Annotated in this window: 10 protein-coding genes; 4 read left to right on the plus strand and 6 right to left on the minus strand. The window is 64.2% G+C overall.

The features are described 5' to 3' along the window. Positions 1-2 precede the first annotated feature (2 nt). The 3 genes from NCT03_RS25315 to NCT03_RS25325 are packed head-to-tail and all read right to left on the minus strand — an operon-like array spanning position 3 to position 4,321. On the minus strand, positions 3-1,577 hold the full coding sequence (locus NCT03_RS25315) for an efflux transporter outer membrane subunit (protein WP_250494363.1): 1,575 nt from the start codon (positions 1,575-1,577) through the stop codon (positions 3-5). Beyond that, positions 1,561-3,144, minus strand: coding sequence for a DHA2 family efflux MFS transporter permease subunit (locus NCT03_RS25320; RefSeq protein ID WP_244829902.1), 1,584 nt, complete (start codon positions 3,142-3,144; stop codon positions 1,561-1,563). Before NCT03_RS25320 ends, NCT03_RS25315 begins: the two co-directional genes overlap by 17 nt. Before the next feature lie 10 nt (positions 3,145-3,154). After that, positions 3,155-4,321: an HlyD family secretion protein gene (locus NCT03_RS25325; protein ID WP_250494364.1), complete on the minus strand. Its 1,167-nt coding sequence runs from the start codon at positions 4,319-4,321 to the stop codon at positions 3,155-3,157. A gap of 340 nt (positions 4,322-4,661) precedes the next feature. On the opposite strand from NCT03_RS25325, the gene NCT03_RS25330 reads away from it, so the two are divergent. Further along, positions 4,662-5,195 carry a universal stress protein gene (locus tag NCT03_RS25330; RefSeq protein WP_250494365.1) on the plus strand — a complete coding sequence of 178 codons (534 nt, stop codon included), beginning with the start codon at positions 4,662-4,664 and terminating at the stop codon, positions 5,193-5,195. Here NCT03_RS25330 and NCT03_RS25335 read toward each other — a convergent pair. Further along, positions 5,162-5,908, minus strand: coding sequence for an IclR family transcriptional regulator (locus NCT03_RS25335; protein ID WP_250494366.1), 747 nt, complete (start codon positions 5,906-5,908; stop codon positions 5,162-5,164). The two genes, NCT03_RS25330 and NCT03_RS25335, sit on opposite strands and share 34 nt — an antisense overlap. A gap of 147 nt (positions 5,909-6,055) precedes the next feature. Here NCT03_RS25335 and NCT03_RS25340 point away from each other — a divergent pair, with 147 nt between their 5' ends. Then, entirely contained in the window at positions 6,056-7,243 is a 1,188-nt protein-coding gene (locus NCT03_RS25340) for a fumarylacetoacetate hydrolase family protein (protein ID WP_250494367.1), read from the plus strand. Positions 7,244-7,322: 79 nt separating this feature from the next. Here the strand turns inward: NCT03_RS25340 and NCT03_RS25345 are convergent, their stop codons facing one another. Both NCT03_RS25345 and msrC read right to left on the minus strand, forming a co-directional pair. Further along, positions 7,323-8,306 carry a substrate-binding domain-containing protein gene (locus NCT03_RS25345; RefSeq protein ID WP_250494368.1) on the minus strand — a complete coding sequence of 328 codons (984 nt, stop codon included), beginning with the start codon at positions 8,304-8,306 and terminating at the stop codon, positions 7,323-7,325. A 302-nt stretch (positions 8,307-8,608) separates the two neighbouring features. Next, positions 8,609-9,115, minus strand: coding sequence for a free L-methionine (R)-S-oxide reductase MsrC (gene msrC / locus NCT03_RS25350; protein ID WP_250494369.1), 507 nt, complete (start codon positions 9,113-9,115; stop codon positions 8,609-8,611). A 328-nt stretch (positions 9,116-9,443) separates the two neighbouring features. Between msrC and NCT03_RS25355 the strand changes: the two genes are divergently transcribed. Together NCT03_RS25355 and NCT03_RS25360 are read left to right on the plus strand one after the other, a co-directional pair. Beyond that, on the plus strand, positions 9,444-10,685 hold the full coding sequence (locus NCT03_RS25355; protein ID WP_250494370.1) for an ROK family transcriptional regulator: 1,242 nt from the start codon (positions 9,444-9,446) through the stop codon (positions 10,683-10,685). Further along, positions 10,675-12,234, plus strand: a complete 1,560-nt coding sequence (locus tag NCT03_RS25360) for a sugar ABC transporter ATP-binding protein (RefSeq protein ID WP_250494371.1) — start codon at positions 10,675-10,677, stop codon at positions 12,232-12,234. The genes NCT03_RS25355 and NCT03_RS25360 overlap by 11 nt, the downstream gene beginning before the upstream one ends. The last annotated feature ends 10 nt before the right edge of the window (positions 12,235-12,244 follow it).

Below are 12,244 nucleotides of genomic sequence, written 5' to 3' on the forward strand. Positions count from 1 at the left end.
CGTTACGAACGTGCGTCCTTCTGCGCCTGCGCCACGTTCGGGTCGTCGTCCTGCCATCCGCCGCCCAGTGACTTATAGACCGCGATGAGATCGGTCGTCACATTCACCGTCGATTGCGCAAGCTGCTCACGGGTCTGCGCAAGCTGGCGCTCCGCGTCGAGCACCGTAACGAATGCGGTGATGCCTTTGCGATAAGCATCGGTCGCGAGTTGCAGGCTGATCTGATTGGCATCGACAGTCCGCACGAGCGCCGCACGCCGGTCCTGCTCCGTGCGATACGAAATCAGCGCGTTATCCACGTCCTGCAACGCATTGAGCACGGTCTGCCGATAAGCCAGCCCCGCTTGCGCGGCCTCGGCTTTCGAAATGCGTATGTTGGCGCGCAGCGCCCCGCCTTCGAAGATCGGCAGCGAGATACTCGGCCCGACCGACCAGAACAGACTCGACCAGCGTGCAAGATAGTTCGCCTTCAACGCGCGCGTGCCGACCTGACCCGTCAGCGAGATATCCGGATACAACTGCGCGACGGCCACGCCTACTTCCGCGGTCGCGGCATGCAACTGCGCTTCGGCGCGACGGATGTCGGGGCGACGCCGCGCGAGCGTCGAGGGAAGCCCGATCGGCACCATCGGTGGAACGGGCGGCACGGCGCGCGCATCGGACAACTCGGCGTCGAGCGTACCGGGCGGACTGCCTATCAGCACGGCGAGCCCATTCAGCGCCTGTGCGATTTGCGCGTCGAGCGTCGGCAGTTGCGCCTGCAGCGTGCCGACTTGCGCACTCGCGCTTTGCACGTCCTGCTGGCTCGTCAGGCCCACGCGCGCCTGCTCGCGCGTGAGATCGAGAATTTGCTGCTCCGCGTCGATCTCGGCGAGCGTGATCTGCTTGATGGACTGTGCGCCGCGCAACTGCGCATACGTGCGCGCCACTTCCGATTCGAGCGAGACGAGCGCGTCGTTGCGGCTTTCCATCTCTGCCTCGGCCTGCGCATTGGCGGATTCCACCGAACGTCGCACGCGCCCGAAGAGATCGAGTTCCCACGATGCATCGAAGCCATCTTGATAGATCGTCGCCGGCCCGGTGGCCGAATCGAGACCCTGACGCAGCGTCGCGCCTTGCGCGCCAAGCTGATCGATCTGGTTATAGACGCCTTGCGACTGGAGGATGCCCTTGAGCCCGAGCTGCTCGCGCATCACGCTGGCGCTCGCGCTGATTTGCGGCAAACCCTGCGCCGCTGCTGACACGCTCTGTTCGCGCGCCTGCGCTATCCGCAACACGGCTTGCTGCAAGTTCAGGTTGCCCGCCGCCGCGCGGTCGATCAGCGAGTCGAGCATCGGATCGTCGAACTGCTTCCACCAGCGCGGATCGGGATCGGCGGCAGTCTGCACGACCGATGGCGCATCCGCATGCGGCACGCGCGCATCGTTCTGCGGATTCTGCGAGCGCTGCGTGTCGCTCCAGACCTCGGGGACATCGGCGCTCGGCGCCTTGTAATCGGGTCCGACGGTACACGCGCTCGTCAGCAAGGCGAGCATCAGAATGGAAAGACGCGGCTTCATCTCAATGGCCTCCCGCACCGCCAGCAGCTTTCACCGGCGAGAAGAAAAACGTGAGCGGAATGAACATGAACGAAAAGATCGCGCATGCGGCGAAGACATCGAGATAGGCGAGGATCGTCGCTTGCGAAACGAGCGTCTTGTACATTTGACCCGTTGCGGCCGTCATCGCCTGCGACATGGTCTGGCCCGTGTCCATCAGCGTGCGCGCAATGCGCTGCACCGCGTCGTTGTACGGCTGGTTGAGCGGCGTCAGATGCTCGACCATATGCGCCATGTTCGCCTGCGTGCGCTCGCGGATCATCGCGGTCGCAAGCGAGATGCCGATGGAACCCGCCACGTTGCGAAACATGGTGAAGAGCGCGGAGGCGTCGTTGTTCATCGACTTCGGCAGCGAGAGATAGGCGAGCGTCGTCACCGGCACGAACAGAAAACCGATGGCGGCCGACTGCGCGCTGCGCATCATCGTCAACGTTCTATAGTCGATGTTCGGCACCAGTCGATGCGAGTAGAGCAGCGCGACGCCCATCAGAAAGAAGCCGAAGCCGACCAGATAACGCGTCTGCACGTAGCTCATCAGCTTGCTGACGACTGGTATCAGGAACACGATCAGCAACGCGCCCGGCGACAGCACGAGACCGGCAAGCGTGGCCGTGTAACCGAGCTGCTGCTGCGCGAGTTGCGGTATCAGCACCGCGCTGCCGTACAGCACCGACGCGAAGCCGACGATGGCCGCCGACCCCAGCGCGAAGTTGCGGTCTTTGAGCACGCGCAAGTCGACCACGGGTCGCTTCGCATACAACAGCCAGAATGTCGCGCCGACGATGCCGACCGCCGCCAGCACCGCGAACGTGATGATGAAGTTCGAATGGAACCAGTCGTCGTCCTCGCCGCGATCGAGAAACACTTGCAGACAGCCGAGTCCGAGCGCGATCAGGCCGATGCCCACGCCGTCGATACCCACGTCCTTGTGGCTCTGCTTCTTTTCCCACGGCGGATCTTCGACGAACTGCATGACCGCGATGGTCGTCAGCACGCCAACCGGCACGTTGAGCAGAAAGACCCAGCGCCAGGTGAAGTTGTCGGTGATCCAGCCGCCGAGCGTCGGCCCGAGAACGGGCGCCACGACGATCGCCACCGCCGAGATCGAAAACGCGCGGCCGCGCTGCTCGGGCGGGAAGGTATCGAGAATGATCGACTGCTGGCTCGGCTGCAAACCGCCGCCGAAGAAGCCCTGCAGAATGCGGAAGATGATGAGCTGCCCGAGATTCGTCGCGATGCCGCACAGAAACGAACACACGGTGAACGCCGCGATGCAGATCAGGAAGTAGCGCTTGCGCCCGAGGATCTTCGAGAAGTAGGCGGACAGCGGCAGCACGATGCCGTTCGCGACGAGATAGGACGTGAGCGTCCACGTGGCTTCATCGTAGCTCGCGGACATGGTGCCGGAGATGTGCGGCAGCGCGACGTTGACGATGGTCGTATCGAGCACTTCCATGAATGCCGCGAGCGTCACCACGACGGCGATCAGCCACGGGTTCGACTTCGGCTTCCAGTTGCTGTGATCGTGCGCGGCGGTATCGCTCATGGCTCGGTTCTCAGTGCGTGAGCATCACGGTCGGCACGACCGACAGACCGAGCGGCAGCGACGTGCCCGGCTTCATGCCATCGTCGATGACGATTTTCACGGGCACGCGCTGCACGATCTTCACGAAGTTGCCCGTGGCGTTCTCCGCCGGGAACGCGGAGAAACGCGAGCCGCTGCCGAGTTGAACGCTGTCGACGTGACCGTGCAGGTCGAGGCCCGGATAGGCATCGACTTCGAACTTCACCTTGTCGCCGGGACGCATGCGGTCGAGTTGCGACTCCTTGAAGTTCGCCGTGACCCAGACGCGCGTGGTGACGAGCGTGAGAATCGACGTTCCAGCTTGCAGGAAGGTGCCGTATTGCACGTTGCGCCGCGTGATCCAGCCGTCGGCGGGCGCGCGCAGTTCCGTGTACGAGAGATTCAGTTGCGCGGCTTCGACTTGCGCCTGTGCCTGACGCACTTGCTGGCGCTTCTCTTCGACGGCCGCGATCACGGTGGCTATCTGTTGCGGCACGAGGCTCGCCGTGCGCACTTGCGCACGCGCCTGCGCGACGTTCGCCGCAGCGCTCTTTTGCTGCGCGGTCGCGGTATCGATGTTTTGCTGCGACGTCGCGCGGATATCGACTGATTGCTGACGCTGATACGCCGCGCTCGCCTGCGCGAGATTCGCCCGCGCGTTCTGCTCCTGCGCCTGTGCCTGCGCGAGCTGCGCCGGATACTGCACACGCGCCACTTCGAGCTGCGTTTCCTGCGCATGCAACTGCGCCTGGGCAAGCCCGAGCTGCGCGTTGGCTTGATCGAGTTGCGCCTGATAGTCGCGCGGATCGATCTTGATGAGCAGATCGTCCTTATGCACGAAGCGATTGTCGTCGATGTTCATCGTCACGACATAGCCCGATACCTTCGGCGCGATGGTCACGGCGTCGCCATCGGTGTAGGCGTCGTCGGTGCTGATCTCGTTGCGCGTCATGAACCACCAGACGAAGGCGCCGATAGCCAGCACGACCACGACGACGCCAAGGATGATCAGGGGTTTCTTGCCAGGCCCCTTCTTTTCGCCCTTATCGTCCTTACCGTCTTTACCGTCCTTGTTTTCCTTGCTGTCTTTTTCTTTTTCGCCGTTGTCGTCGCGCTTGCGGTCGTCGTCTTGGGCTTCGGAGTCGTGTTGATCTGGCATCGCCGCTCACTTGTCAGGTTGAAACCCGGACGATGCGCCGGGTGGAACCTCGGGTTCTGGACCTGCGGATGGACCACGCGCAATCGCACGCCGCGTATGCGGGGCGCCCGAGCGGAATCATCCGAGGGCAGGCAGTAAGCAAATCGTGTTCCGCGATGGCATTTGTCGGCCTGGCGCGAACGTGCGGGCGGGTTGGCATGAATTTGCGCTTGCCGCGTAAGTGCGACGGCCGGAAGCTTTTAAATGCGCGTTGTAGAAGTTTCCACGCCGCTCATTCGCTCCTAACTCTGTGCGCCGATCATGCGTTTCATCGAATCGAAACCCTGCAACGGAGGCCATCATGTACAAGCACATTCTCGTCGCGGTCAGCACGAGCCTCAGCGAAAGCGCCCTGACCACTGCCATTTCGCGCGCCCGCGACTGCAACGCGCGCCTCACCGCGCTGCATGTGGTCGATCAGACGCCGTGGTGGGCCGTCGTCACCGCCGAGTGCAATTTCGCGGAGACCGCCGCGGTCATCGACGATCACGCGCGCGCCGTCACGCGCTATAGCGTCCGGATGATCGAGCGCGCGGGCATCGATGGCGTCGCGCGTAGCATCACGCTGCCGCCGCATGGCGTGAGCATCGGCGAGGCAATTGCCGATGTTGCAAGCGAGATCGGCGCGGACCTCATCGTTTTAGGCGGCGAAGCGGAAACCGGCTGGAGATTTGGCGAAGCGCGCGTGCGCGACGTGATCTGCACGCATACGGCATGCGACGTTCTGATTGCATCGCATGGCGTGGGGCACGTGTTCGATACGGGCGAAATGCAGGCGATCGAAGCGCGCTTCACACAAGCTCACAGCGCCCCGCGCAACAACGCCGCAAGCTGAACGATGCCCATCGAAATCTGCTTTTCGCGCTTTGCATCGAGCCTTCCGATGGGCACGCTCGTCGATACCGCCACGCGCTTGCCCGCCGGCGTCATGCCGACATAAGCCGCGAAACACGCAAGCCCTTCCGTCACTTCCTCGCGTTCGAGCGCGAGACCGCTCGTGCGAATGGACGCGAGCTCGCGCAACAGCGCCGCGCGCCGCGTGATGGTGCGCGGCGTTACCGCTTCGAGACGCTCGGGCAGGCGTTCGCTGATGGCATCGTCTGTGAGACCGGCCAGCAGCGCCTTGCCGAGCGCGCAGCAATGCGCGGGCAGCCGCGAACCGAGATCCGATACGAGCCGCACCGGCCGATGCGCGTCCTCGCGCGCGACATACACGACCTGCACGCCATCCAGCACGGCAAGCTGCACGACCTCGTTATGCGTGTTGATGAACGCGCCCGCGCCCTCGCGAAACGCCGCCTGCAGCTTGTCGTGACGCACGTACGCGTTGCCGAGCTCGAACAGGCCGACGCCGACCACGTAGCCATCGTCGCGCTTTTCGACCCACTGCATGCGCGCAAGCGTCTCCAGCAGCAAATAGAGCGTGCTGCGCGACAACCCGGTGGTCTCGGCGAGCGTGGCGGCGCGCACGGGCTTGGCGGCGTCGGCGAGCGTCTGAAGAATGTCGTTCGCGCGGCGCAGCGCGGGCACGTCGTAGGCTTTATCCATGTCGATGGTCGCGGTTCCTACTGAGCCGGAAGCGAGATTGAGACCGCGCATATTCCAACAGGTTGGATAAACATGCAACCCAATGGACACTAACGCACGTGCGGGCTACGATCGTTTTCCCTTTTCCCGTGCACGGTGATCCCACTCATGCAGCCCGTTTCCCTTTCCGCGTATCTGCCCGAAGACTTTGCCGATGCCTTGCTGATCGGCCGCGTATGGCGTCCCGCGCCGGTGAACGGCCCAGCGGTCATTGCCGTGCGCCGGGGCGAAGTGTTCGACATTACGCGCGCCGCGCCGACCACAGCCGATCTCTTCGACAATCCCGACGCCGTGAACATCGCGCGCACGGCTGAAGGCGAACGCCTCGGCACCGTGGAAGATTTGCTGCAAGCCACGCTCGATGCCGCAACCGACAGTCCACGCCTGCTCGCGCCCTGCGACGTGCAGGCGGTGAAGGCGTGCGGCGTCACCTTTGCGGTGAGCTTGCTGGAACGCGTGATCGAGGAACAGGCGGGCGGCGATGCGACGAAGGCGAAGGAAGTTCGCGAGACCATCAACAAGTTGATCGGCGCGGATCTTTCGAAGATCAAGCCCGGTTCGGGGAGCGCGGCCAAGTTGAAGGCGGAGCTGGAGCGGCGCGGCGCGTGGTCGCAATACATGGAAGTGGGCATTGGGCCGGACGCGGAAGTGTTTTCGAAGTCGCAGCCGATGTCGTCGGTGGGCTTTGGCGCGGACGTGGGGCTTTATCCGACATCGCAATGGAACAACCCGGAGCCGGAGATCGTGCTGGCGGTGAACGCGCGCGGAGAGATCGTTGGCGCCACGCTTGGCAACGACGTGAATCTGCGCGATATCGAAGGCCGTAGCGCGTTGTTGCTCGGCAAGGCGAAGGACAATAACGCTTCGTGCGCGATCGGCCCGTTCGTGCGCCTGTTCGACGAGCGCTTCACGTTGGACACGGTGCGCGGCACGACTTTGTCGCTGCGCATCGAAGGCGCGGACGACGATTTCGTGCTCGAAGGCGTGAGCCATATGAGCGAGATCAGCCGCGATCCCGCCGACCTCGTCAAGCAGACGCATGGCGCGCATCACCAATACCCGGACGGCTTCATGCTGTTCCTCGGGACGATGTTTTCGCCGATCAAGGACCGCGACACGCCGGGCGGCGGCTTTACGCATCATCTCGGCGACGTGGTGACGATTGCCACGCCGAGTCTGGGCGCACTCGTGAACACGGTGCAGCTTTCGACGGAAGTCGAGCCCTGGACGTTTGGGGTGCGCGCGTTGTATCGGAGTCTGGCGGCGCGTGGGTTGTTGGGTGGGGCGGCGGGTTGAGCGTTAGAGGATCGGCTGAACTTCAGCCTGCGCGCATGGCCCATCTGGCGACGCGCAGGTCATCGAGCGACAGCAGGCATTACGAAGACGCGCCCAGCCTCGGCGGGCGCTTCATCCCCTTCGCCACCACCTGCACCGGCGTCTCCATGTACGGCGACAAATCCCGCTGTCGCCGTTTCTCCAGTAGCGCCTTCACCGCGACATCCACGCCGAATACCGCCTGACGCGCACCGAACTGCTCGACCGTCGCAAGCAGGCGCCCGTCTTCCAGCATCGGTTGCACGGCGTCGATGTTGTTATAGCCCGTGACCAGCACGCGGCCTTTTTTCCCGGCGATGCGAATGGCATCGATCGCGCCCATCGCGAGGGTATCGTTCGCGCACAACATGCCGCGCAAGGTCGGGCGCGTGTAGATCATCTGCAGCGCAATGGACTTGCCGCTCGCGAGACTCCAGTCGCCCGCGTCGGCGGCCGCGACACGCACGTTCGCCGCGTTCATCGCATCCCTGAAGCCGATGGCGCGCTGCTGCGCGTTGCGGTCGTTCGCCGGTCCTCCGATGATGCCGACTTCATCGCCCGCTTTCAGCTTCGAGCCGAGATAATTGCCGACGAGCCGCGCGCCCCGGCGGCTGTCCGGACCAACGAAGGGAATGGTGAACGCCGGGTCGTCGGCGTCGTCGTCGAATGCGTTGTCGATGGCGATCACGATGATGCCCGCGCGTATCGCCTTCGTGGCCGAGGGAAGCAGCGCTTTCGAGTCCGTCGGCGCGATCACGATGGCCTGGACCTTCGCATCGATCAAAGACTCGACGATTTGAATTTGCGCGGCGACGTCGTTGTCGCCCTGCGTGCCGCGCGCGATCAAATCCAGCTGCGACGCGAAATGGCGCTGGTAGTTGTTTGCGCCGTCGATCATGGACACGACGAAAGGATCGTTCACCGACTTCATCACGAGCGCGATGGTAGCGCGGCCATCGGCGGCGCGCGCATCGCGAACACGTACCAGGCCGCTCGCGCTCAGGGCGCACGCGGCAAGCAGACGGCGGCGGGCAAGGCTCGGCATCGGAATGGAGGGCGTTAGGGTCGCCCCATTGTAGCCGCAGGCGGGGAAGACGCTTGCCGAAACGCAGCGAACTACCGCGTGGCCACGTTCGACAGATGGATTGCGTTGAGCGGAGTGATGACGCGCACGGCCAGCGACCTATTGCGTGATCGCTCCCACTGCGTGAGGTGCGTTGAGCGGAGTAGCGCCGCAGGCGTCCAGCGAACTACCGCGTGATCTCGACCGAGAGCGTGTCTCGCGTCGAGCTAAACGGAAACTGCAAGCGCGTACCGCGCCGATTGCGCGCTGTCCGATGTCCGCCATCAACCCTTCGCGCGCTTGCTCCACGCAATCGCTACGAACGCCGTGCACAGCGCTTCCATGCCCGTGGCGTCTTCATCGTCGAAGCGGCCGGGAATCGGGCTATCCACATCCCATACGCCGATCAGAGCGCCAGCGGCATCGACGAGCGGCACGACGATCTCCGAACGCGACGCCGAGTCGCACGCGATATGACCCGGAAACGCCTCGACGTCCGGCACGACCTGCGTGCGCCGGTCGCGTGCCGCCGTGCCGCACACGCCGCGTCCAAGCGCAATTCGCACGCACGCCGGCTTGCCTTGAAACGGCCCGACGACGAGCTCGGCGCCGTCGAAAAGATAAAAGCCCGCCCAATTCACATCAGGCAGCGAGTGAAAAATTAGCGCCGAAAAGTTCGCCGCGTTGGCGATGAAATCGCTTTCGTCCGCCAGCAGCGAGCGCGCCTGTTGAAGCAGATCGTCGTACTGGGCAGTTTTACTCGCGTGGGCCGACTGAGAGATCGAAAACATGATGGCGCAACCGCAATGTCGAAAAGTGTCGCCGACGATAGCACAACGCTCATCGCCACGCAGGCAAAGGCACGGACGCCCGAAACTTGGAACTGAAGGGTCTATCGCCTAGTGTGAAAGGCGCACATTCGTCGGGAGCGTTGCTTGCATCGCATGCCACGAATGGTTTTCATCCGCTGCTTAAAAGCAGGCTTGGGGAATTCCCTCTCTTTACAAGAACGCGCTGCCGTCTTTAAATAAATCAACTTGATTTAATTAATGCCCCGCATGAGGGCGATACGAGACAACGAGCGGCGCTTCGTGCGCTGACTCGACAGGAGACAGGCGCGTGAAACCAGCAAGCGGCAGAGGCAGCAACTCCGCGAACGTCCGGCGCTACAACGAACGCCTGCTGTTGCAGGCGTTGCGGCGCACCGAGCCCGCATCGAAGGCCGATCTCGCGCGTCACGCGAATCTGACGAGCACGGCGGTCGGCAGCATCATCGAGTCGCTCGGCAAGGCAGGGCTCATCGAGTACACCGGACGCCGGATCGAAGGCCAGCGCGGTCAGCCGGCCGCGCTGATCCGGCTCGATCCGCGCGGCGCGTTCGGTATCGGCGTGCGGCTGGACCGCACCGGCATCGAGACGGTGCTCGTCAATTTCGCGGGCGACGTGCTCGGGCGCAGCGCCATCGACATGGTGCTGCCGCATCCGTCGGTCGTGCTCGAAATCGTGCGGCGCGATGTCGAACGGATGCTCGCGCTGCTTAGCGCGTCCGAACGTGAACGGCTCGCGGGCATCGGCATCGCGCAGCCGTTCAATCTCGGCAGCTGGCTGCGCGAACTCGGCCTGCCCGCCGAAAACTTCCGCGCCTGGGACGAAACCGATTTCCCCGACGCCCTCTCGCGCGCGCTCAACCTGCCCGTCTTCAGCGAAAACGACGGCAACGCCGCCGCCACCGCCGAACTGTTCTACGGTCACGGCCGCACGTGCGACGACTTCATCTACCTGTTCCTGGGCTCGGCGATCGGCGGCGGCATTGCCATCGACGGCGATTGTCTGCGCGGCGCATCCGGCAACGCGGGCGATATCGGCGTGATTCCCGTGCCGCCAAGCCGCCTGCCCTCCGCCCCGCAACCCGCTGGGCAGTGGGACATTTTACTGTCGCGCGCCTCGCTCAATGCGCTCGTGCGGCATCTGCACTACAGCGGCGCGGCGGCGGACAACCGCGTCGACTTGCAGGCGTGCATCGAACAACGCCTGCCCGCCGTCGACGAATGGATCGAGGACTGCATCGAAGCTCTCGCGCCCGCGTTGCGCGCAACCTTGTGCGTGCTCGACGTGCCGATGGTCGTGATCGATTCCGACATCGACGGCGGCCTGCTCGACCGGCTCGTCGCGCGCCTCCGGACCACGATGACCGCCAACGCGCCCGAGGCACGCGGCACGCCCGCGCTCGTGCGCGGCACCTTCGGCCCGGATGCGGGCGCGATCGGCGCCGCCACGTTGCCCATGTTCTACAACTTCTCCCCGCGCGCCGGCTTTCGCCACGCGGGCATCAAAACGCAAGAGGTGAACCATGCCGCATGACACCGCGGACCCGCGTACGCCGCTTCTGGAAATGCGCGGCATCAGCAAGACGTTTCCGGGCGTGCGCGCGCTGAACGACGTCCGTCTTTCGGTCTTTCCAGGCGAAGTGCATTCGCTGATGGGCGAAAACGGCGCGGGCAAATCCACGCTCATGAAAATCCTGTCGGGCGCGTATCAGGCCGATGCAGGCGGGCAAATTCTCATCGATGGCAAGCCGGTCGTCATCGACGGTCCGCTCGCGGCGCGTGCGCTCGGCGTCGCCGTGATTTATCAGGAACTGAGTCTCGCGCCCAATCTTTCGGTGGCCGAGAACATCTACGCGGGCCGCGAACTGCGCAAGGGCCGAGGTCCGTGGTCCGTCGTGGATCGCGCCGGCATGGAGCGCGGCTGCGTGGACGTATTGAAGCGGCTGGGCGCGTCGTTCAAGCCGCACACGCTCGTCGGCGATCTTTCCATCGCGGAACGGCAGCTCGTGGAAATCGCGCGCGCCGTGCACGCCCACGCGCGCATCCTCGTGATGGACGAGCCGACCACGCCGCTCTCATCGCGCGAAACGGACCGGCTGTTCGAGCTCGTGCGCACATTGCGCGCGGAAGGCATTGCAATCATCTACATCAGCCATCGCATGGCGGAAATTTACGAGCTGTCGGATCGCGTTTCCGTGCTGCGCGACGGCAGCTACGTCGGCACGCTCAAGCGCGACGAACTCTCCGCCGAGAGCCTCGTGAAGATGATGGTGGGCCGCGACATCTCCGGCTTCTACAAGAAGGAACACGCGCCTTACGATCCCGGCAAGGTCGTGCTGTCGGTGCGCGATATCGCCGACGACCGCCGCGTGCGCGGCTGCAGTCTCGAACTGCACGCGGGCGAAGTGCTCGGCATCGCGGGACTCGTCGGCGCGGGACGCACGGAACTCGCGCGCCTCATCTTCGGCGCGGAAGAACGCACGCGCGGCGACATCCTGATGCACGGCAAGCCGCTCAAGGTGCGCACGCCGCGCGATGCCATCGACGCCGGCCTCGTCTATCTCACCGAAGACCGCAAGGGTCAGGGCTTGTTTCTCGACATGAGCGTGCGCGACAACATCAACGTCGCGGTCGCCGGACGCGATTCCAAGATGGGCGTGATGGACATCGCGCACGGCAACAACCGCGCGCGCGAGGCAATCGCCGCGCTCACCATCCGCGTGCCGAACATGCGGGTGAACGCGGGCGCGTTATCGGGCGGCAACCAGCAGAAGGTGCTGCTATCGCGTCTGCTCGAAACGCGACCGCACGTGCTGATCCTCGATGAACCGACGCGCGGTGTCGACATCGGCGCGAAGTCGGAGATTTATCGAATCATCAACGAACTGGCGCGCTCGGGCGTCGGCCTCATCGTCATTTCGAGCGAGTTGCCGGAAGTGATCGGCGTGGCCGACCGCGTGCTCGTCATGCGCGAAGGCCTGATAGCGGGCGAACTCGGCGGACATTCCGGCAAGCCGATTTCGCAGGAAGGGATCATCGAACTGGCGACGGGCTCGAAGGTCAAGCTCGATCAGGCCGCATAAAAGCACATTG

The sequence above is a fragment of the Caballeronia sp. GAWG1-1 genome, assembly GCF_023631465.1.
Classification (GTDB): Bacteria; Pseudomonadota; Gammaproteobacteria; order Burkholderiales; family Burkholderiaceae; genus Caballeronia.

Excerpts from the sequence above, each read along its gene's own strand:
- NCT03_RS25340 (WP_250494367.1), top strand. The coding sequence starts at position 6,056 with ATGCAGCCCGTTTCCCTTTCCGCGTATCTGCCCGAAGACTTTGCCGAT.
- NCT03_RS25320 (WP_244829902.1), bottom strand. The coding sequence starts at position 3,144 with ATGAGCGATACCGCCGCGCACGATCACAGCAACTGGAAGCCGAAGTCG.
- NCT03_RS25330 (WP_250494365.1), top strand. The coding sequence starts at position 4,662 with ATGTACAAGCACATTCTCGTCGCGGTCAGCACGAGCCTCAGCGAAAGC.
- NCT03_RS25335 (WP_250494366.1), bottom strand. The coding sequence starts at position 5,908 with ATGGATAAAGCCTACGACGTGCCCGCGCTGCGCCGCGCGAACGACATT.
- NCT03_RS25360 (WP_250494371.1), top strand. The coding sequence starts at position 10,675 with ATGCCGCATGACACCGCGGACCCGCGTACGCCGCTTCTGGAAATGCGC.
- NCT03_RS25345 (WP_250494368.1), bottom strand. The coding sequence starts at position 8,306 with ATGCCGAGCCTTGCCCGCCGCCGTCTGCTTGCCGCGTGCGCCCTGAGC.
- msrC (WP_250494369.1), bottom strand. The coding sequence starts at position 9,115 with ATGTTTTCGATCTCTCAGTCGGCCCACGCGAGTAAAACTGCCCAGTAC.
- NCT03_RS25325 (WP_250494364.1), bottom strand. The coding sequence starts at position 4,321 with ATGCCAGATCAACACGACTCCGAAGCCCAAGACGACGACCGCAAGCGC.